At 70.0% G+C, this 19,031-nt stretch carries 20 protein-coding genes; 10 read left to right on the top strand and 10 right to left on the bottom strand.

What is annotated here, in order from left to right:
* Position 1: 1 nt before the first annotated feature.
* The 4 genes from ACH47Z_RS07420 to ACH47Z_RS07405 form a co-directional block, all read right to left on the bottom strand.
* Positions 2-784 (bottom strand): anti-sigma factor family protein, encoded by a 783-nt coding sequence (locus ACH47Z_RS07420; protein ID WP_399071532.1) that lies wholly within the window; start codon positions 782-784, stop codon positions 2-4.
* A gap of 50 nt (positions 785-834) precedes the next feature.
* The gene (locus ACH47Z_RS07415; RefSeq protein WP_079173430.1) at positions 835-1,422 is read right to left on the bottom strand and encodes a sigma-70 family RNA polymerase sigma factor; all 588 of its coding nucleotides are present in this window, start codon (positions 1,420-1,422) and stop codon (positions 835-837) included.
* Positions 1,423-1,650: 228 nt separating this feature from the next.
* Positions 1,651-2,214, bottom strand: coding sequence for a CGNR zinc finger domain-containing protein (locus ACH47Z_RS07410; protein ID WP_399071530.1), 564 nt, complete (start codon positions 2,212-2,214; stop codon positions 1,651-1,653).
* 89 nt (positions 2,215-2,303) lie between these two features.
* Positions 2,304-3,047, bottom strand: coding sequence for an SAM-dependent methyltransferase (locus ACH47Z_RS07405; RefSeq protein WP_399071528.1), 744 nt, complete (start codon positions 3,045-3,047; stop codon positions 2,304-2,306).
* Positions 3,048-3,136: 89 nt separating this feature from the next.
* Here ACH47Z_RS07405 and ACH47Z_RS07400 point away from each other — a divergent pair, with 89 nt between their 5' ends.
* The 7 genes from ACH47Z_RS07400 (at position 3,137) to ACH47Z_RS07370 (ending at position 9,053) form a co-directional block, all read left to right on the top strand.
* Positions 3,137-4,525, top strand: a complete 1,389-nt coding sequence (locus ACH47Z_RS07400; RefSeq protein WP_399071526.1) for a S1 family peptidase — start codon at positions 3,137-3,139, stop codon at positions 4,523-4,525.
* Between the two features lie 72 nt (positions 4,526-4,597).
* Positions 4,598-5,338 (top strand): hypothetical protein, encoded by a 741-nt coding sequence (locus ACH47Z_RS07395; RefSeq protein ID WP_399071524.1) that lies wholly within the window; start codon positions 4,598-4,600, stop codon positions 5,336-5,338.
* 93 nt (positions 5,339-5,431) lie between these two features.
* A complete protein-coding gene (locus ACH47Z_RS07390) occupies positions 5,432-5,935 on the top strand; it encodes a hypothetical protein (RefSeq protein WP_399071522.1) in 504 nt (167 codons plus the stop codon).
* Between the two features lie 1,067 nt (positions 5,936-7,002).
* A complete protein-coding gene (locus ACH47Z_RS07385; RefSeq protein ID WP_399071520.1) occupies positions 7,003-7,437 on the top strand; it encodes an SRPBCC domain-containing protein in 435 nt (144 codons plus the stop codon).
* Positions 7,424-7,774, top strand: a complete 351-nt coding sequence (locus tag ACH47Z_RS07380) for an ArsR/SmtB family transcription factor (RefSeq protein ID WP_399071518.1) — start codon at positions 7,424-7,426, stop codon at positions 7,772-7,774. Before ACH47Z_RS07385 ends, ACH47Z_RS07380 begins: the two co-directional genes overlap by 14 nt.
* A gap of 44 nt (positions 7,775-7,818) precedes the next feature.
* Positions 7,819-8,364, top strand: a complete 546-nt coding sequence (locus ACH47Z_RS07375; RefSeq protein ID WP_399071516.1) for a DUF2182 domain-containing protein — start codon at positions 7,819-7,821, stop codon at positions 8,362-8,364.
* A complete protein-coding gene (locus ACH47Z_RS07370; protein WP_399072306.1) occupies positions 8,277-9,053 on the top strand; it encodes a DUF899 domain-containing protein in 777 nt (258 codons plus the stop codon). The genes ACH47Z_RS07375 and ACH47Z_RS07370 overlap by 88 nt, the downstream gene beginning before the upstream one ends.
* Positions 9,054-9,080: 27 nt before the next feature.
* Here ACH47Z_RS07370 and ACH47Z_RS07365 read toward each other — a convergent pair whose 3' ends face one another.
* From ACH47Z_RS07365 to ACH47Z_RS07350, 4 genes are all read right to left on the bottom strand, one after another.
* The gene (locus tag ACH47Z_RS07365; RefSeq protein WP_399071513.1) at positions 9,081-10,232 is read right to left on the bottom strand and encodes a uroporphyrinogen-III synthase; all 1,152 of its coding nucleotides are present in this window, start codon (positions 10,230-10,232) and stop codon (positions 9,081-9,083) included.
* 108 nt (positions 10,233-10,340) lie between these two features.
* Positions 10,341-11,711 (bottom strand): nitrate/nitrite transporter, encoded by a 1,371-nt coding sequence (locus tag ACH47Z_RS07360; protein WP_399071511.1) that lies wholly within the window; start codon positions 11,709-11,711, stop codon positions 10,341-10,343.
* A gap of 169 nt (positions 11,712-11,880) precedes the next feature.
* Positions 11,881-12,570 carry a response regulator gene (locus ACH47Z_RS07355; protein WP_399071508.1) on the bottom strand — a complete coding sequence of 230 codons (690 nt, stop codon included), beginning with the start codon at positions 12,568-12,570 and terminating at the stop codon, positions 11,881-11,883.
* Positions 12,567-14,216 carry an ATP-binding protein gene (locus ACH47Z_RS07350; protein WP_399071506.1) on the bottom strand — a complete coding sequence of 550 codons (1,650 nt, stop codon included), beginning with the start codon at positions 14,214-14,216 and terminating at the stop codon, positions 12,567-12,569. The genes ACH47Z_RS07355 and ACH47Z_RS07350 overlap by 4 nt, the downstream gene beginning before the upstream one ends.
* A 280-nt stretch (positions 14,217-14,496) precedes the next feature.
* On the opposite strand from ACH47Z_RS07350, the gene ACH47Z_RS07345 reads away from it, so the two are divergent.
* The 3 genes from ACH47Z_RS07345 to ACH47Z_RS07335 all read left to right on the top strand — a co-directional run bounded on the left by ACH47Z_RS07345 (position 14,497) and on the right by ACH47Z_RS07335 (position 17,396).
* Positions 14,497-15,372 (top strand): ABC transporter ATP-binding protein, encoded by an 876-nt coding sequence (locus ACH47Z_RS07345; protein ID WP_399071504.1) that lies wholly within the window; start codon positions 14,497-14,499, stop codon positions 15,370-15,372.
* Positions 15,369-16,247 carry an ABC transporter permease gene (locus ACH47Z_RS07340; RefSeq protein ID WP_399071502.1) on the top strand — a complete coding sequence of 293 codons (879 nt, stop codon included), beginning with the start codon at positions 15,369-15,371 and terminating at the stop codon, positions 16,245-16,247. The genes ACH47Z_RS07345 and ACH47Z_RS07340 overlap by 4 nt, the downstream gene beginning before the upstream one ends.
* Before the next feature lie 72 nt (positions 16,248-16,319).
* Positions 16,320-17,396, top strand: coding sequence for an ABC transporter substrate-binding protein (locus ACH47Z_RS07335; RefSeq protein ID WP_399071499.1), 1,077 nt, complete (start codon positions 16,320-16,322; stop codon positions 17,394-17,396).
* A gap of 70 nt (positions 17,397-17,466) precedes the next feature.
* Here ACH47Z_RS07335 and ACH47Z_RS07330 read toward each other — a convergent pair whose 3' ends face one another.
* On the bottom strand, positions 17,467-17,898 hold the full coding sequence (locus ACH47Z_RS07330; protein WP_399071497.1) for a hypothetical protein: 432 nt from the start codon (positions 17,896-17,898) through the stop codon (positions 17,467-17,469).
* A gap of 104 nt (positions 17,899-18,002) precedes the next feature.
* Complete coding sequence (locus ACH47Z_RS07325; RefSeq protein ID WP_399071495.1) at positions 18,003-18,968, bottom strand: LysR family transcriptional regulator; 966 nt, start codon at positions 18,966-18,968, stop codon at positions 18,003-18,005.
* Positions 18,969-19,031: the final 63 nt, after the last annotated feature.

Here is a 19,031-nt window from a genome sequence, read left to right as displayed (position 1 = left end):
GCTACGCGCCGACCTGCACCAGCTTCTTGCCCTCGAAGGTCACGACCTCGAAGTGGTCGATCTCGTTCGGCTTGAAGGCCGTGGCGCCGCCGATGTAGAGCGGCTTCTTGGACTCCTCCGTCTGCGCGTTCGCAATGCCGTAGCCCCAGTTCGGGACGGACCACGAGGACATGGTCACGCGCTGCCCGTTCTTGGCGACGGCCACCAGGGAGCACTTGAGCGGCCCCTTGACGTTCTTCAGCTCCAGGACGGCCTGGGTGCCCCAGTCCTTCTGCTCCATGCCGATGGTCGCGCTGGTCTGGGACGCCGGGTCGGTGGCCGACCTCTTGTCCGCCATGGCGGAGAAGGTGGTCTGCGCGGAGGACGCGGTGACCTGACCGTTCGAACCGCTGGAGCCGCTGTTGACGGCGATGGCGGCCAGCGGCCCGGCGATGATCAGCGCGGCGGCCGCGGCGATCATGTAGAAGGAGCGGCGCCGCTTCTGGGCGCGCTTCTCCGCCACCTCGTCGACGAGCCTCTCCACGATCCGCGGGCTGGGCCTGGCCGACAGCGAGTCGCCGATCGCGGGCGTACTGCCGGAGCCCGGCAGATCCGCGAGCGCGGCGAGCATCGGCTCCATCCCGGCCAGCTCGTCCAACTGCTGGGCACACCACTCGCAGCCGGCGAGGTGCGCCTCGAAGGCGGTCGCCTCGGCGTCGTCGAGAATCCCGAGGGCGTAGGCGCCGACGGTCTCGTGCTCACTGGGCACCGCAGATCCTGAACCGGGACTCATGGGCCCAGACATACCCGGACCACCAGGGCCATACCCCTGCATTCCCCCGTAACCATTGCTCATCACGCCGTCACCCCCCGCTCCTCCAGTGCCAGCTTCATCGACCGCAGGGCGTAGAACACCCGAGAGCGCACCGTGCCACTGGGAATGCCCAGCGTCTCGGCCGCCTCATTGACCGTACGCCCCTTGAAGTACGTCTCGACGAGGACCTCCCGGTGGGCCGGGGTCAGGTCGTCGAGCGCGTCCGACAGCGTCATCAGCCACAGCGCCTTGTCGATCTCGTCCTCCGCGGGGATGACCTCCAGCGGCGACGGATCGACCTCCTGCGGCCGGGCCTGCCGGCTGCGGTGGCCGTCGATGACGATGCGGCGCGCGACCGTCACCAGCCAGGGGCGTACCGAACCGGTCGCCCGATTGAGCTGACCGGCGTTCTTCCAGGCACGGATGAGCGTTTCCTGTACGACGTCCTCGGCGCGCTGCCGGTCACCGGCGACCAGCCGGAGGACGTACGCGAGCAGAGGTCCGGCGTGCTCTCGATACAGCGCACGCATCAGCTCCTCATCTGGTTCCGAGGGCTGTGATGAGGACATGCGATGTCGGGCCCTCGATCCACGTTCATTGGCCACGGCCGCATCCTTGCGCACGCCCACCTCCGGTGTCCGGGGGTTCCCCCAGTCGGTCGCTCGCCCACCCGTACGGAAGTGAGTGCCGCGGTGTTCAAACGGAAGCGACAGTTTTCTTGGGGGTGACGTGACGAGCGGGACATGCGCGCACATTTCCGCCGCGTGATCTTTACATTTCCGACACATCGATCGAGGGGTGGGCGGGGCGGCGGGGTTGCCCGTGCGGGGCGGCCGGAAAACCCGGTGTTACGCACATCACACCCGCGCCAGGGCGGCCCGCCGCCGATGCCGGGCCACCCGCTCCCGATTCCCGCAGACCTCACTGGAACACCACCGCCGACGCCGCCCCCGCGAGGTGTCGAGGTACACGAGCGGGCAGTTGTCCCCTTCACACTCCCGTACGGCGGCCCGCGCCACGGGGTCGGTGAGCAGCTCGACGGTGTCCCGGGCGACGAGGGCGAGCAGCGCGGAGCAGGAGGGCGGGTCGGCCAACTCCCTGGCGAGCCGGCCGCCCTCATGGCGTACGGCACAGGGAGCCGGGGGCGCGGAACGGGCGAGGTCGTTGACGCGGGCGAGGGCGTGGCCGTACGAGCCGGTGTCCGGGGTTGTGCCGCCGGTCAGCACCAACTGCCGGACGTGCCCCCGCAGTTCCCGGAACCGGACCACCCAGTGACTCTCGGCGTGAGCGAGCGACGTACCGCCCGGCACCAGGCCCACGCCCCCGATCCACACGCACAACGCCCCGACGCCGTCCAGCCGTTCGTCCGGATGCGAGGTCGCGAGGAGATCGAGACAGATCCGTCCGGCGTCGAATGCCATGTGCCTGTCACCGCCTAGGCAGGAACCGTGGGGTCTCCGTGAGGGCTCTCCCGTTCACAGTGCCTGCCCGGACGCCGAGCCGGAACCCCTCAGTCGGAACCGGGTGTCCGGCGCAGGACCAGGGAGACGAAGCCCCAGGTGTCCCGGTAGACGCGCAGCCATTCGGTACGGCGGGCGTGGGCGGTCTCCAGCACCTCCGCGCCGTCCGGGTCGTCGGGGTGGTCCAGGGCCCAGGCGGCGAGCGAGCCCCAGCAGGCCCACTCGTAGTCGTCCAGCTCCCGGCGCGTGCTGACGTGCCCGTCGACCGGGATCCATCCGTCGGCGACGACCCGGTCCACGGTGTCCGCCAGGTCGGTGAAGTCCCCGAGCATCTCGACGGCCTCCGGTGACGGCGGACGTTCCCAGAAGCCGTCCCCGACGAGGACGCGGCCACCCGGAGCGAGGTGCTTGCGGGCCGCGGCGAGGGTGGGGAGCAGTCCGCCGAAGGCATGCGCGGCCCCGAAGCTGAGGACCACGTCGAACGGCTCCTCGGACGCGAACTCCTCGGCCTTCTGGTGGTGCAGGACGAGGCGGTCCTGGACGCCGAGGCCGCGTGCCGCGGTGGCCGCCTGGGCCAGGGCGTCCTCGGAGAGGTCCACGCCCTCGGCGTGCACGCCCGGCCGTGTGACCAGCGCACGCAGAAGCCATTCCCCTTGACCGCAGCCGAGGTCGAGCACCCGCTCGTCGCCCCTCGGCAGGCCGCGTTCCAGGAGCCGGCGCACCGAGTCGTCGTCGAGCGGCGACTTGACCGGGTGTTCGGCATGAGCGATGCGGGAGATCCGTTCACGATTCACCGGGGCAGCGTGCCAACGGCAGTGCCCTCACGCACGTCATTTACGACGAACCCCCGCTTCGGGGGAGACAACTGAGGAAATGAGGCCCTGTGAAGAAATCCGGCAGCGGCCGCAGACGCGCGGTCATAGCCCTCCCCGTCGCGGCGCTGGCCCTCTCCCTTCCCTTCGTCGCGTCCCCTTCCGCGGGTGCGGCGGCGCAATCGGCAGTCACCGCCCCGGCAGCGGCCGCGGGTTCGGGCGGTCAGACGATCGAGAAGAAGCAGGAAACTCTCGACAAGATCGCCGGCCGGATCACCGAGGGACTCTCCGAATCGGACCGCGCCAGGATTCCCGGCTTCACCGACATCGAAGTCGATCCACTCCACAACAGCCTGCGTCTGCACTGGAAGGGCAACCCGCCGCAGCGGGTACGGCGCATCCTTGCCCACCTGCCCAGGGGCGTGCGCGCCTCGGTGCTTCCGGCCCGTTACTCCAAGGCCGATCTGCATGCGGCCCGGAACAGGCTTCTTCGCGGCGGAAAGCCCGCGGATCTGCGCATCTCCGGCACGTCGACCCCCCTCCGCATCACCAGCATCGGCCCCGCGGTCGACGGAAGCGGACTGCAGATCGGCTACGACGAAGACCGGGGCGTGGGCAGGAGCGACCGGATGGACCCGCTGGCGTCGACTGCCCGCCAGAGCACGTCGAGCGAGGTCAAGGCGGCCACCGACCGCCTGACCGGAGTTCACACCACCGTGGTCTACAAGCCGTTGAGCGTGGACCTCTCCTCCCGGCAGGAGGACAACACCCCGTGGCACGGAGGGGCGGCCCTGCGCAACCCGAGCGGGGGCATCTGTTCCAGCGCGTTCAGCGTCAAGACCTCCGACGGGCGGTACGAGCTCAGCGCGGCCTACCACTGCAATGGTGGCAACGGTGTGTGGCACACCTACTGGGGCGGGAGACTCATCGGCACCACCGACAACGCCCAGCGGCTCGCGTCGGACGACGCCCTGGGCATCAGCTTGCCGTCCGGACAGTCCGCCGGGCGTCTGTACGACGGTCCGGCGAACGAGACCGACGGGTACTCCAAGCCCGTCACCGGCTGGGGCCACAACAACGTGGGCGACTACGTCTGCACCGACGGCGCCAACTCCGGTGTGCACTGCGGCGTGCAGATCTCCGCGACGGACATCGGGGTCACGGGAGCGAACGGCGTCTACCGACCGGACACCGACCTCGCCTATTCCACGTCACGCACGAAGGACCACATCGCGGCGGCGAACGGCGACAGTGGCGGACCGGTCTTCGCCGGCGTGAACAACTACACCGCCGACGAGGCGCGTGGCATGATCACAGCCCTCGACCGGACCGTCACCTGCCCGTCGTCGGAGTACGTCCTCGACAGCGGCGTGCGCACTCCCTGGTGCGTGCAGGGTGTGTACTTCGTGCCGATCTTCCAGACGCTGCAGGACATGCACTGGACCCTGGTCACCCAGTGACCATCGGCTGAGCGACCGGTGGGCCGCCGGGCCGGACCAGCGGCCCACCGCACACACAAAAGGAGCGTGACCGTGTCCCACAACGGCCGACGGCGCCTGCGCCCCCGCACGACATGGGCCGCGGTGGCATCGGCCTGCCTGATCGCGGTCGTGGCCGGCTGGACACTCCGGGATCGCTCGCACACCTACGACGCGTCCGTGCCGGGCGATGTGCTGGTCAGCGGCGACGGACGCACTCTGACCACCCCGGTGATCTGGACCGGCTGCGAGGACCAGCCTCACCTGGTGGCCCACGAGTCCGCCCGGACGGTGTCACTGGAACTGGAGCGCGGGCGGCACGCCGGGCTGCCCGAGAACGCCGTATGCGTCGGCAGCGGAGGAGAAGGCGGCCAGCGGCTGCTCACCACGACCCTGGCCCGGCCACTCGGCGCGAGGACGCTCTCCGACGCCGTCTCCCACGACACCATCAGCCCCTTCGAGGCCGCCCGCCTCGCCCGTCCCCGCTACCTGCCCAAGGGCTACGCGCCGTCCGACAGACCCCTCGGACCGGGCGACGTCACAACGCCCCCGTACCGACGCGCTCGGACGCCCTCGTGGACGGCCACCTACCTCCGGAACCCCGGTCAGGGCGGAGACAGGGGCTCCCTGAGCATCACCCAGACCACCGGGCGGCTCACCGACAGACCGGGAACCCCACCGGGTGCGTGGTCTCTGACCTGGTACGCCGCCGGATACACCATCAACGTCCAGGCAGCGGACCGGCGCCTGCCGAAAGAGGAATTCCTCGAAGTGGCCGATCACGTCAGTCCGTGACCATCACGAATTCATCACCTCTTCCACACATTCCTCACAGGTCCAGCGTCACGGGGCTACCGTCTTCGCTCCCGAAACCTCCCAGGGGGACGAATGACCAGCCCATACATGCCGCCACCGCCCACCCCGCCGACCCGCCCGGCTCCGAAGTGGGCCCGGAAACGCTACGTACTGCCCGCGATCGGCTTCGCCTTTCTCCTGGGAACAGGCGCGGGCGCCAGCGGGCAACACAGCGACGGCAACAGCGTGAAAACAGCGGCCGGTCAGCCCCGGCCGACCGCGACCGTCACCGCCACCACCACCGCCATGGCGACAGCCACCGCGAAGCCCGCACCTGGACCGACCGTGACGAAGACGGTCGAGGCGACGGTGACGGTCACCGCCCAGGCGGCCACCGACAACAGCGGCAGCAGCTCAGGTGATACCGGCGGCCAGAGCGCGTCGGGCACCTGCTCCATCGTCTCCAACGCGGGGAACTGCTACTCCGCCGGCGAGTTCTGCCGCAACAGCGACCACGGAGCGACGACGACGGACGCCTCCGGCACGAGCATCACGTGCGCCCCCAGCGGGAGCAGATGGCGCTGGACCTACTCGTGAGCGGTGGGGTCGGTCCAGGTGCCACAGCGCATACGCCGCGACGAGCAGGAGAAGTCCCGCACCTGCCATGACAGCGCCCAGGAACCGCAGATACCCGACGGACGCGAAAAGGTTCGGAGACCCGCCGAGACGGCCCATCGCCCACGCTCCTGACCCTGGGGGAGGCGAGCCTGGCAACGCCATGCCCTCCACCAACGTGGCTCAGGTCAGCCGGTAGTCCGGGTGCGGTGCTGCCAGGGAAGGTGATGATGCGGTTCCCGTCCGCCGGGTCGGCAATGAGCCGATGCCCTGTGGGTCGACGATCCCGGTTGACTCCTCAGCGCGCGTCCCCCCAAGCGGCTTGCAGGTCCTCGCAGCGGACGGTGATCGACGCGTCGGTGAGCGCGATCTCGTGCAGGCAACCGCCGTCCTCGTCGGGAAGGATCCTTGTTGGGCGCGAACTCCAGGATCAGGCCGCCGCTCTTGTCGGTGGCCAGGTGGACCCCAGCCAGCTCCAGATCCTTCACACAGCGGGTGGCGGCCGCGATGTCGTAGTGGCCGGGGTCGGAGGCGAACATCCAGGCGCCCGGGGGCAGGTCGGCGCGCAGACGCGGCAGCTCGGCCAGGTAGGCCCTCGGATCCACGTAGAACCCACCATCTTCCCAGACGGCTGGGACGTACTTCATGTGCAACTTTCCGCGGCGAGAGGCGGTCGCCTCCATTTGTCTCCGGTGATGTCCTCGGTCCCCTTGGGGGCGATGCGGCCGACTTTCCGCAGTTCGTAGATCATCCGTCCCTTGATGGCGTTCTCTACGCCAGGCGGTACTTCGACTTCCGAAGCTTTGATGCCACCGGGAAGACGTCTCGCCGACCCGTGTACCCCTGCCCGAAGTCCAGCGGGTTCTGCGGCCCCGTCGGATCCGCGCTGGTGTACCGCGCCGTCTCCGGGTCGTAGTACCGGTGCCGCCGCCTTGATGTCGGCGGTCTTGATGTCCAGCACCTTGCCGGGCCGAGCGGCGACTTGACGCAACCAGCCAGTTGCCATACTGTCGCAATCAGATGGTTGCTATAAATCCATGGAGGCAGTCATGGCATTCCCTGATCGCATCGAGCGGACCGTCGAGATCGCGCACCCCCCGGCCGCGGTGTGGGCGGCACTCACCACGGCCGAGGGACTGAGCGCCTGGTTCGGCAACCAGGCCGAGATCGATCTGCGCCCGGGCGGCTCGGCCTGGATGAAGTGGGACGGCGGGCACTTCGCCGACATGCGGGTGGAGCGGGTGGAGGAGCCGACGGTGTTCGGCTACACGTGGCGCGTGCCCGGGCTGCCCGAGGACGATCCGCGCCGCACCTACGTGGAGTTCACCCTCGAACCGGTGGCCTCCGGCACCCGGCTGACGGTGGTCGAGACCGGCTTCGCCCAGCTGCCGGACGAGACCCGCCGCAGTGAGTACGACGACCACACCGAGGGCTGGGCGCGCGAGCTGGGCGAGCTGGTCGACCACCTCGATGCAGCAGCCTGACATCGAGGCGATCGCCGAACAGGTCTTCGCCGCCCTGGCCGACCCGAGCCGGCGCGCCATCCTGGCCGCGCTGGCTTCGGGCGGCCCGGCGACGGCCACGGACCTGGCCGGCCGGCTGCCGATCACCCGGCAGGCGATCGCCAAACACCTGGCCCTGCTGGCAGAGGCCGGTCTGGTCACGGCCGAACCGGGTGAACGGCGCCGGGTGCGGTACCGGCTGAGGTCCGCGCCGATGCAGGTGGCACAGCAGTTCCTGGCCGCGCTGGCGCGCGACTGGGACAGCCCGCTCGACGCACTGAAAGACCACCTCGACGGGCAGGCACGCGGATCCACGTGACGGGATCCGGCGCGCCCGCGCCCACCGCGGAGGGAGAACCGACAGTGAACGCGAACGCGGACTTCCGCCGGTCGGCCGGGCCAGAGATCGCACTGGGGGTGACGCTCGGGCTCGCCGCGGCATGCTGGGCGGCCGCGGCCGGGCTGATGCACGGCATGGACATGGGGGCGGCGACCAGCCCCGGTCCGTCGGGGTTCTTCGCCGCGACGTGGACGACGATGATGGCGGCGATGATGCTGCCGGGCGCGGCTCCGGCCGTAGCCCGGCACGTCCGCGCGACCGGCGGGTTGCACACCGCGCTGCCCTTCGCCGGAGGCTACCTGGCCGTGTGGGCGCTCGCGGGCGTCGTGGCGTACGCACTGGACCGGCCGCACGGATCTCCGGTCGCCGGCGCGGTGGTGATCGCGGCGGGGGCCTACGAACTCACGCCGGTCAAACGGTACTTCCGCTCGCGCTGCCGCGACGATTCCAGCTCCGGTTCCGGGCTGAGGTTCGGGCTGTACTGCACCGGCTCGACCGTCGGCTCGACCGTCGGGTTGATGGCGGTGCTGGTGGCGCTGGGCGTGATGAGCCTGCGGAGAAGGAGCTGACCCGGCGCGGCGACGAGCTGGCCCGGCGCCGGCAGGAGCTGCCCTGGGTCCGGGTCGACAAGGACTACCGCTTCGAGACCGAGGAGGGTACGGCGTCACTCGCCGACCTGTTCCAGGGCCGCTCGCAACTCCTCGTCTACCACTTCATGTTCGGGCCCGACTACACCGCCGGATGCCCGACCTGCTCGGCGATCGCCGACGGCTTCAACGACTCCGTGACCCATCTCGCCCACCACGACGTCATGTTCTGGGCGGTGTCCCGGGCCCCGCTCGCCAAGCTCCACGCGTACCGGGAGCGGATGGGCTGGACCTTCCCCTGGGCGTCGTCCCACGGCAGCGACTTCAACTTCGACTTCGGGGTGGCGCACACCAAGGAGGAGTGGGAAGCGGGAGTCGTCGCGCACAACTTCGGCGAGGAGGACCTTCGTCCGGCGACGCCCGACGAGAAGGCCTCCCGCGACACCTTCACCGAATCGATCGTCGGCACGGACTGGGAGACGTACCGCCGAGAAGGCCCCGGCATGAGCGCGTTCGCCCTGCAGGACGGCACGGTCCACCACACCTACTCGTCCTACGCCCGCGGCCTGGACTCCCTGTGGGGCATGTACCAGTGGCTCGACCGCGCCCCCCTCGGCCGCAACGAGACGGGCGTCTGGTGGCGCCGGCACGACGAGTACGACAACGAGTGAGCGAGAAGCGGCAGCCCAAGCCCCGCCTCACACGTCCGCGTACTTCGCATCCGCCGCCGGATCCAGCGCCAGCCGATAGCCCCGCTTGACCACCGTCTGGATCAGCTTCGGCGCCCCCAGAGCCGTACGGAGGCGGGCCATCGCCGTCTCCACCGCGTGTTCGTCCCGTCCCGCGCCCGGCAACGCCCGCAGCAGGTCCGCCCTCGGGACCACCCACCCGGGGCGGCGGGCGAGAGCCCTCAGCAGGGACATGCCCGCCGGAGGGACCGGCTTGAGGTCGCCGTCGACCAGGACCGCGTGGCCGCGGATCTCCACCCGGTGACCGGCGATCGGCAATGCCCTGGCCCTGCCCGGGAGTTCCTGGCACAGCAGCTGGACCAGGGGGCCCAGACGGAAGCGTTCCGGCTGGACCGTGTCCACGCCGTGCGCCTGGAGCGGGAGCGCTGTCACCGGGCCCACGCAGGCCGGCAGGACGTCGTGGGAGAGGGCCGAGAGCAGCTCCGGCAGCAGGCCCCTGTACTCCGCCCTCGACAGAAGCGATGCCGCCGCCGGGGCGCTCGTGAACGTCAGGGCGTCCAGCGAGCGCGCGACCGTCGCGTCCAGCAGGCGGTCCAGCGGGGTCGTGTCCTCCGGGGGCATCCAGCGGTACACCGGGACCGGGAGCACCTCCGCGCCACCGGCACGCAGGGACTCCACGAAGCCCGGCAACGGCTCACCGTGCAGCTGTACCGCGATACGGCGGCCCTCCACGCCCTCCTCCAGGAGGCGGTCCAGGACCTCCGCCATCGACTCCGAGGACGGGGACCACTCCTCCGTCAGGCCTGCCGCACGGATCGCCCCCTTCACCTTCGGGCCCCGCGCCAGCAGCTCCGCCTCCCGTAGGCGGCCCAGCAGCGGATCGCCCAGGCCCCAGCCCTCCGCCGCCTCCACCCAGCCGCGGAAGCCGATGGCCGTCGTGGCCACGACCACGTCCGGGACCTGGTCGATGATCTCCTTCGTCGCGGCGAGGAGTTCCCCGTCGTCGGCGAGCGGCACGATCCGCAGGGCGGGCGCGTGCAGGACGACGGCGCCGCGCCGCTGGAGCAGGGCGCCCAGCTCCTCGGCCCGGCGCGCGGCGGTGACGCCCACGGTGAATCCCGCGAGCGGACCGTGCTCTGGGTGCTGCTCTTCGTCGTACATGGCTCGGCTCTCCTAGCTGACCGGCACGCCCCGTCTGACCGGTATGCCGATCGAGCCTGTCAACGGCGCGTGACAGGCTCGGTTCGGCTCCATTGCACCGGTGTTACGTCACACTTCCGCGTAACTGAGCTGTGGCTTTGTCTCCGCAGTCGCCTCCGTTACAGCCTGCCCCGCCGGGCGGCGAAGGTATACGGCCCACGTCAGCGCGAAGCAGGCACCGTAGAAGGCGAGGAAGGCGACGAACGCGCCCGTTCCGGAGCCGTACGACAGGAACGACTGGCGGAAGGCCAGGTTGATGCCGACTCCGCCCAGCGCTCCCACCGCGCCGATCAGGCCCATCGAGGCTCCGGACAGGCGGCGGCCGTAGGACACCGCCTCCTCCCCCGTCAGCCCCTTGGCCAGCGCCTTCGCCTGGAAGATGCCGGGGATCATCTTGTACGTCGAGCCGTTGCCCAGGCCGCTCAGGACGAAGAGGACCACGAAGACCGACACGAAGAGCGGCAACGACTTCTGCATGCTCGCGACCACCAGGACCGCCGTCGCCGCCGCCATGCCCACGTAGTTCCACAGCGTGATGCGCGCGCCGCCGTAGCGGTCGGCCAGCCAGCCGCCGAGCGGGCGGATGAGCGAACCGAGCAGCGGGCCGATGAAGGTGAGGTAGGCCGCCTGGAGCGGGGTGCGGCCGAACTGGTTCGTCAGGACCTGGCCGAAGGCGAAGCTGTAGCCGATGAAGGAGCCGAACGTGCCGATGTAGAGGAAGGACATGATCCAGGTGTGGGCGTCCTTCGCCGCGTCCTTCGCCGCGCCCGTGTCGTTCTTCACCGACGCCAGGTTGTCCATGAAGACCGACGCCAGCACCGCCGCCACGACGATCAGCGGGATGTAGATGCCCAGCAGCAGCCTCGGGCCGCCGTTCGCGCCGATGATCGCCAGCGCGACCAGCTGGATCACCGGCACGCCGATGTTGCCGCCGCCCGCGTTCAGCCCCAGCGCCCAGCCCTTCTTCTTCAGCGGGAAGAAGGCGTTGATGTTGGTCATGGAGGACGCGAAGTTGCCGCCGCCGATGCCGGCCAGCAGGCCGACCAGCAGGAACGTGGTGAAGGACGTGCCCGGCTTCATCACCGTGTACGCGGCCACCGTCGGCACCAGCAGCAGGCTCGCCGAGATGATCGTCCAGTTACGGCCGCCGAAGACCGCCACCGCGAAGGTGTACGGGACCCGGACCACGGCGCCGACCAGCGTGACCATCGAGGTCAGCAGGAACTTGTCGGCGGGCGTGAGGCCGTACTTCGGGCCCATGAAGAGGACCAGCACGGACCACAGGGTCCAGACGGAGAAGCCGATGTGCTCCGACAGCACCGAGAACCACAGGTTCCGGCGGGCGATCTTCTCGCCGGTCGCCTTCCAGAATCCCTCGTCCTCCGGATCCCACTGCTCGATCCAGCGGCCACTGCGACGGGGTACGGCTGGGGCTGTCATCACGCCTCCACGGGGCTCCGGCTGCTCGGTCTGCCTTAGGTCATACGGCGCTCTGCTACACGCACGACCGAGCCTGAAGGTAGGGAGCACGCGTTTCCGCGCTGTGGCTGTGGGTGACCGCGAAGGAACTTTGCTCTCACTCACGGGGAGGCGGACCCGTGAGGGCGCCTCAGGACGCGATCCGGTAGCGGTGCTCCGGCCGGCCCGTCGCCCCGTAGCGGAGGATCAGGCGGACCGTGCCCTCCTTGACGAGGTAGGAGAGGTAGCGCTGGGCCGTGGCCCGGGAAACGCCGGTCAGTTCCGCGGCCTCCGCCGCCGACAGATCGCGGTGGGCGGTGCGCAGCGTCTGCTGGACGAGGGCGAGCGTCGGCGCCGAGTGGCCCTTGGCCGGCAACCGGGGCACGGCGGGCGGCCGTACCGCGCTGAACAGGGCGTCCACATCGGCCTGTTCGGTCTCCGTGGTCTCCCCGAGGGTGTCCACGCGGTGCTGGAGTTCGCGGTACGCGGTGAGCCGTTCAGCCAGGTCGGCGGCGCCGAAGGGCTTGACGAGGTAGCCGACCGCGCCGAGTTTCATGGCGGTGCGGACGGACGCGATGTCCCGGTCCGCGGTGATCACGAAGGCGTCCGGGCGGGCACCTCCCGCGTCCCCGGTCAGCCGCCGCAGCACGTCCAGTCCGCTGCCGTCGGGCAGGAAGATGTCCAGCAGCAGCAGGTCGGGGCGGAGGGCCGACGTCGCCTGGAGGGCGTCGGCCACCGTGGCCGCCTCGCCCACCACCTCGAAGCCCCGGACCCGGGACACGTAGTCGCAGTGGATGTGGCTGACCCGGAAGTCGTCGTCCACGACCAGGGTGCGGATCACCGGCGGTCACCTCCCACGGGCAGTGCCTTCGTTCCCCCGGTCGTCACAGGGGCCGGCAGTCGTACGGTGAAGACCGCTCCCGGGCCCTCGCTGACGGTGATCGTGCCGCCGTGCCGCGACACCAGGCGGTGGACCAGGGCCAGGCCGAGGCCGCGCCGGGCGGTGCCCCGGTCGGGGCGGGTCGACCAGCCGTCCTCGAAGATCGAGTCGCGGGCGCCGGGCGGGACGCCGGGGCCGCTGTCCGCCACCCGTACGGTCGTCCCCCGCCCGTCCTCGGTGAGCGTGAGCCGTACCGCGCGTCCGCCCGAGGAAGGCGGTCCGTCGCCCGCCGCGTCGATCGCGTTGTCCAGCAGATTGCCGACGATCGTCAGCAGCCGGGGCAGATGCGGCGGGTCCTCGCCCAGCGCGGAGCCGTCGTCGAGCTCGACGTGCACCCCGCGTTCGGCGGCGACCGTGGTCTTGGCCACGACCAGGCCGACCATCAGCGGGTTGCCGATCCGCTTGCGCACGGACTCGGTGAGCGCCTGTCCGGCACCGGCCGACTCGACGGCCACCTCGTACGCATCGTCGTACGCCCCGATGTCCAGCAGCCCGGCGAGCAGGTGCATCCGGTTGGTGAACTCGTGCTGCTGGGCTCGAAGGGCGTCGGTCAGACCGCGTACGGAGTCCAACTCCCGCAGAAGTCCGACCAGTTCGGTGCGGTCGCGGACGGTCACCACGGCGCCCAGTTCGCGCCCGTGCAGGGTCACCGGCATCCGGTTGACGACCAGACAGTGCTCGTCGGTCAGCACGCTGATGTCGGTGCCGGTCAGAGTGCCGTCCAGGGCGCGGCGCAGCCGGCCGTCGGGCAGCACCTCGTCCAGGGTGCTGCCGAGCGCGGTGCCGAGTCCGAGGAGGCGGCGGGCCTCGTCGTTCACCACGGTGATCCTGCCGTCCGGCGCGAAGGCCAGCACGCCCTCGCGGATGCCGTGCAGCATCGCCTCGCGGTCCTGCAGCAGCCCGGCGATCTCCTCCAGCTCCAGCCCGAACGTCGTCCGCTTCAGCCGCCCGGCCAGCAGGAACGCGGCCACCGAACCGAGTGCGGTGGCGATCGCGGCGTACACGGCGAAGGTGGGCAGCTCGCGCCACAGCTCGCCGAGCACCGTGTGTTCCGGGATGCCCACCGACACCTCGCCGACCAGCTCGCCCGTCGTCCCGTACAGCGGCACCTTGCCGTTGGCGGAGCGCCCGGTCGCGCCCTGGTCGGTGCCGACGTGCGGGCGGCCGTCGCGCGCCGCGATCGGCTCGGTCACCGGCGAGCCGACCAGCCGCGACATGGGGTGCGAGTGGCGGATGCCGCGCAGGTCGATGACGACGACGTACGACGCTCCCGACGACTGCCGGATGCGTTCGGCGACGGCCTGTACGACGCCACCGTCGTCTCCCTCCTGCATGGCGCGGCGGATCTGCGGGTCGGCGGCCGTCGTCTTGGCGATGGCGACGGCCCGCTCCTCGTAGGTGCGGTCGAGCGTGGAGCGCTGCGCGAAGGCGAACAGGACGAAGCCGATGAGGCCCGTGAGCGCCAGGATGGCGAGCTGACTGACGAGGATCCGCGCGGACAGTCTCCCCTTCCCGCCGCGCCCGACCCGTATGCGAATGGGTGTCACAGGTGCCCCTTCGCGCCTGTTCGGGGTGGTGCCGGGCCGGCCCTGCGCCGGACCCGTGGTGGCGTGATTGTGCCTGATGGCCGGAATTCTGCCCAGCCCCGTATCACTGAGCAGAACGAGCAGAACCCGGGTTTACGCGGCTATCGCGGGATACCTCGGAAACAGCGACGTAACGCCGGGTGGCTTCTAGCGTCTGCCTTCACCCGCCTCGACGAGGTGCGGAACTCGACCCGACGAGGTGTGGAACTCGCCCCTCGAGGCGTGGAAGGAGACGGCCCCCATGGCTTCGCGAAACGATGTCGCGAAGAGCCCGATCAGCGGTGCGGCGACCGCCGGCACAGCGGCGCGTGAGGACGCGCGCATCGAGATCTCCGGGCTCACCAAGCGATTCCTGACCCCTTCCGGTGAGGTGTTCACGGCGCTGCAGGACGTGTCGTTCACCGTCGAGCCGGGCCAGTTCTGCGCGGTGGTCGGCCCCACCGGCTGCGGCAAGTCGACCACGCTCGGCATGGTGTCCGGGCTCGACCGGCCCAGCGAGGGCTCGGTGAAGGTCGGCGGCCGCGAGGTGGACGGCATCACCGACGGCGTCAGCTTCATGTTCCAGGCGGACGCCCTGCTGCCCTGGAAGACCGTCCTCGGCAACGTGCTGATGGGGCCGATCTTCCGGGGCGTGCCCAAGCAGCAGGCGCAGGCCTCCGCCCGGGACTGGCTGCGCCGGGTGGGCCTGTCGGGGTTCGAGGACCGCTATCCGCACCAGCTCTCCGGCGGTATGCGCAAGCGCGTGGCGATGGCCGCCGCGCTGATCAACGAACCCAAGATCCTGATCATGGACGAGCCGTTCGGTGCCCTGGACGTGCAGACCAAGGCGATCATGTCGACCGAGCTGCTCGGCCTGTGGGAGCAGATCCGGCCGTCCGTCATCTTCATCACCCACGACCTCGACGAGGCCGTGGCGCTCGCCGACCGGGTCGTCGTGATGACCTCCAGCCCCGGCTCGGTCAAGGCGGTCTTCGACATCGACCTGCCCCGCCCGCGCGGTTCCGTCCAGGAGATCCGTTTCCAGCCCCGCTTCATCGAACTCCAGCAACAGATCTGGGAAACGCTGCGCGAAGAGGTCGAGCGCGCCTACGCACGCACCGCAGGAGGCACCGCATGAGCACGACGTCCACCGCTTCCGCCGCCCCGGTCGCCGACGGCAAGCAGACCTCGGTGGCGGCCGCCGCCAGGCGGGCCGCCCGGCGGCGGGTCGCCTCGGTGTGGGCGGGCCGCTTCGGTCTCGCGGTCTTCGTCATCGGTGGCTGGCAGTTGTTCACCGACCTGGGCATCGTCGACAAGTTCTTCTTCGGGCAGCCGTCGGGCATCTGGAGCCGGCTGATCGACCTCTTCCAGAACGGCACCGAGTTCGGCTCGTTCTACGCGAACATCTGGACCACCATCGAGGAAGCCCTCGTCGGTTTCGGCGTCGGTACCGTCGCGGGCGTCATCCTCGGTGTCGCGCTCGGCCAGAGCCGCTTCCTGTCCGATGTGCTCGGGCCCTACATCAAGATCGTCAACGCGATCCCGCGTATCGTCCTCGGCTCGATCTTCATCGTCGCCTTCGGCATCGGCGTGATGCCGAAGATCCTGCTCGCCGCGGTGCTGGTGTTCTTCATCGTCTTCTTCAACGCCTTCCAGGGCGTGCGCGAGGTCGACCGCAACGTCCTCGCCAACGCCCGGGTGCTCGGCGCCTCCCGGCTGCAGATCACCCAGCACGTCATCGTGCCCTCCGCGCTGACCTGGATCATCGCCAGCCTGCACAGCGCGTTCGGCTTCGCCATCGTCGGCGCGCTCGTCGGCGAGGTGCTCGGCGCGCAGAGCGGCCTGGGTCTGGTCATCAAGACCGCGCAGGACAAGTTCGACCCCGACGGTGTGTTCGCGACGATGCTCGTCATCGCGGTCCTGGTGCTCGGCGCGGAGTGGCTGATCGGCAAGCTCGAACACCGGCTGCTGTCCTGGCGCCCGCCGGCCCCGTCCGAGGCCAACTCCCTCTGAGCCCCCACTTTTCACCCCCGTCCCCTCTCCCCTCCCCGCGTCCTCATGCATGTCCGAAAGGAAAGAGCCGCCATGCTGAAAAGAGCCCTCACCGCCTCGATCGTCACCGCCCTCACCCTCGGCGCGGCCACCGCGTGTTCCAGCAGCTCCGGGTCGAGCGCTTCCGGCGGCACCCCGACCGTCAAGATCATGGTCGGCGGCATCGACAAGCAGATCTACCTGCCCTACCAGCTGGCCCAGAACCTGGGCTTCTACAAGAAGTACGGCGTCAACGTCGAGCTGAGCACCGAGACGGACGGCGGTGTCGGCGCCGAGGAGGCCATGGCCTCGGGTCAGGTGGACATGGCCGGCGCCTGGTACAACCACACGATCGAGTTCCAGACGAAGGGCAAGGCCGTCGAGGACGTCGTCCAGCTGTCCGGCGCGCCGGGCGAGCGGGAGATGTGTTCCACGAGCAGCGGTGTGAAGTCGGCCGCCGACTTCAAGGGCAAGTCGCTCGGCATCACCGACCCGGGCTCGGGCACCGACATCCTCACCCAGTACATGGCGTCCCAGAAGGGCATCAAGCCCAGCGACTTCCACCGAGTCGGCGTCGGTGCGGGTGCCACCGCGATCGCCGCGCTGCAGAACGGCAAGATCAGCTGCGTCATGACGACGCAGCCGACGGTCGCCGCGATCGAGAAGAAGAACCTCGGTTCCTCCGCGATCGACCTGGCCACCACCAGCGGTGCCACGGCGGCGCTGGGCAGCGCCTGGCCGGCCGCGGGCGTGATCGCCCGCACCGACTGGGTGAACTCGCACAAGGACGCCGTGCAGAAGGTCGTCAACGCCCTCGTGGCCACCATGCACTGGATCAACACCCACAGCGCGGCCGACATCGCGAACAAGCTTCCGGCGTCGTTCGTGGAGAACAAGCTGGTGACCAAGGCCGACTACATCACGGCCCTGACCCAGGACAAGGGCCAGTTCCTGCCGGACGGGATCATGCCGGCGGGCGGTCCGAAGACCGTGCTGGCGTCCCTGGAACAGGTCGGCGACGCGACCTCGAAGGTGGACCTGAGCACGACGTTCACCAACGACTTCGCCATCAAGGCCAACAAGACGGAAGGCCTCACCACGACCACGACCCCGGCCGGGGCGAACGGCTGACGGATCGGCACATGCGAAGGGGCTGCTGGTCCACCAGCAGCCCTTTCGCATCGGAATGTCCGCAGCGCCGTCAGAAGTACAGATAAACCCCGCCGGAGCTGTTGCCGCTCCAGTCCCGGCTGGAGCCGATGACCTCCAGCACCTTCTTGTACTGGCTCGGGTAGAGGAAGACGTGCGTGCTCGGGCCGTCGGTGAGGCTCCCCTTGGCCGAGGCCCGCTTCACCTGCTCGTTGCCGCTCTTGTCGACGTAGACGACTTCCACGTACGAGTACTCGCAGCCGGGAGCCGACCCGAACGAGTCGGCGACGAAGACGTAGCCGCTGTAGGTGGAGCTGTAGCGGCTGCCCCCGCTCGTGGTGTCGATGCACTTCTTGTAGGTGGACTGCTGCGTCTGGGTCGGGTAGTGGACGCCGCCCGACGCGAAGGCGGTGGTCGCCGCCAGCGTGACCGCGGCACCGGCCACGCCGACGACCGTGAGCGCACGCCTGATGTTCTTCAGCATGGAAGTGCTTCCCCTCGTTTTCGGCCTTTCTGGCGAGATCATGACAGTCCGGCGAGAGCGGCAGGAAGCCCTTTCCTTGAAGGTTGAGCAACATCTGAGGTGGCTCAGGCGCCCGCTCTCATCACCTCGTCGTCGACCCCCGGAAGCCACGCTTCCACCGGCCGTCGCAGCCATCCCTCCACCTGGGAGATCTCCGTCGCCGCCCGTCGCAGCGCCGCGAGACCGGGGTGGGCCAGCCCCTTGCGCCACACCAGCGACACCGGCGACACCGGGACGGGATCGACGAGGGGCCGTAGCACCATGCGGGGCAGCGGCGGGAAGTCCACCACCGCCAGCACCGGATGGCCGTTCTTGCCCATGATCCGCTCGAACTCCTCGTCCCCGACGGCCAGGGGCAGCGGCGGGGCGAGCCGGATGCCGTGCTCCGCGAAGAGGCGGGAGGCCAGGTCGGTCCACTCCGGGGTGCGCGGGTTCCCGGCACCGGCGTACACCGCCTCCCCGGCCAGCGCGGACACGGGCACCTCGGGCAGCGCGGCCAGCCGGTGATCCTCGGGCAGGACGACGGCCATCGGCTCGTAGCGCACCGGCTGATGCGAGAGCCCCGACCGCAGCGCCGGGTCCAGACCGGCGAACCGGCCGAAGGAGACGTCCAGCCTGCCGGACAGCATGAGTTCGGCCGCCCCGGTCAGACCACTCTCGTAGCGGGCCATCAGCTCGCAGTCGGGGGCGAGCTCCCGGGCCCGGTGCAGCACCCGGCGGCCGGTGACCAGGCCCGGCGAGTTGAGGTCCACCAGCAGCGGGCGGGCCTGCGCGAAGGCCGCGACCAGCTCGTCCTGCGCCGCGAGGACCCGGCGGGCGTACGGCAGCAGGCGCTCGCCGTCGGCCGTCAGCGTCACCTGCCGGGTGGTCCGCACGAACAGCTCGGCACCCAACTCCCGCTCCAGCCGCCGTACATCACGGCTGAGGGCCTGCTGGGCGACGTACAGTCGAGTGGCCGCGCGGGTGAAGTGCAGTTCCTCGGCCACGACGACGAAGGCGCGCAGGAGTCTGGGCTCCAGGTGAGCGGGCATACGCGTGAACTTACAACACAGGTGCGTGAATCGGTGCCGATCAGGTGTTGGACCCCTTGATCC

Source organism: Streptomyces sp. NPDC020192 (assembly GCF_044388685.1).
Classification (GTDB): domain Bacteria; phylum Actinomycetota; class Actinomycetes; order Streptomycetales; family Streptomycetaceae; genus Streptomyces.
This window is presented reverse-complemented; position numbering and strand designations above follow the sequence as displayed.

Bases quoted from the DNA above. Each gene is read 5' to 3' on its own strand.
- ACH47Z_RS07420 (WP_399071532.1), bottom strand. From the start codon at position 784: ATGTCTGGGCCCATGAGTCCCGGTTCAGGATCTGCGGTGCCCAGTGAG.
- ACH47Z_RS07410 (WP_399071530.1), bottom strand. From the start codon at position 2,214: ATGGCATTCGACGCCGGACGGATCTGTCTCGATCTCCTCGCGACCTCG.
- ACH47Z_RS07390 (WP_399071522.1), top strand. From the start codon at position 5,432: ATGACCAGCCCATACATGCCGCCACCGCCCACCCCGCCGACCCGCCCG.
- ACH47Z_RS07385 (WP_399071520.1), top strand. From the start codon at position 7,003: ATGGCATTCCCTGATCGCATCGAGCGGACCGTCGAGATCGCGCACCCC.
- ACH47Z_RS07380 (WP_399071518.1), top strand. From the start codon at position 7,424: ATGCAGCAGCCTGACATCGAGGCGATCGCCGAACAGGTCTTCGCCGCC.
- ACH47Z_RS07365 (WP_399071513.1), bottom strand. From the start codon at position 10,232: ATGTACGACGAAGAGCAGCACCCAGAGCACGGTCCGCTCGCGGGATTC.
- ACH47Z_RS07360 (WP_399071511.1), bottom strand. From the start codon at position 11,711: ATGACAGCCCCAGCCGTACCCCGTCGCAGTGGCCGCTGGATCGAGCAG.
- ACH47Z_RS07345 (WP_399071504.1), top strand. From the start codon at position 14,497: ATGGCTTCGCGAAACGATGTCGCGAAGAGCCCGATCAGCGGTGCGGCG.
- ACH47Z_RS07340 (WP_399071502.1), top strand. From the start codon at position 15,369: ATGAGCACGACGTCCACCGCTTCCGCCGCCCCGGTCGCCGACGGCAAG.
- ACH47Z_RS07335 (WP_399071499.1), top strand. From the start codon at position 16,320: ATGCTGAAAAGAGCCCTCACCGCCTCGATCGTCACCGCCCTCACCCTC.
- ACH47Z_RS07330 (WP_399071497.1), bottom strand. From the start codon at position 17,898: ATGCTGAAGAACATCAGGCGTGCGCTCACGGTCGTCGGCGTGGCCGGT.
- ACH47Z_RS07325 (WP_399071495.1), bottom strand. From the start codon at position 18,968: ATGCCCGCTCACCTGGAGCCCAGACTCCTGCGCGCCTTCGTCGTCGTG.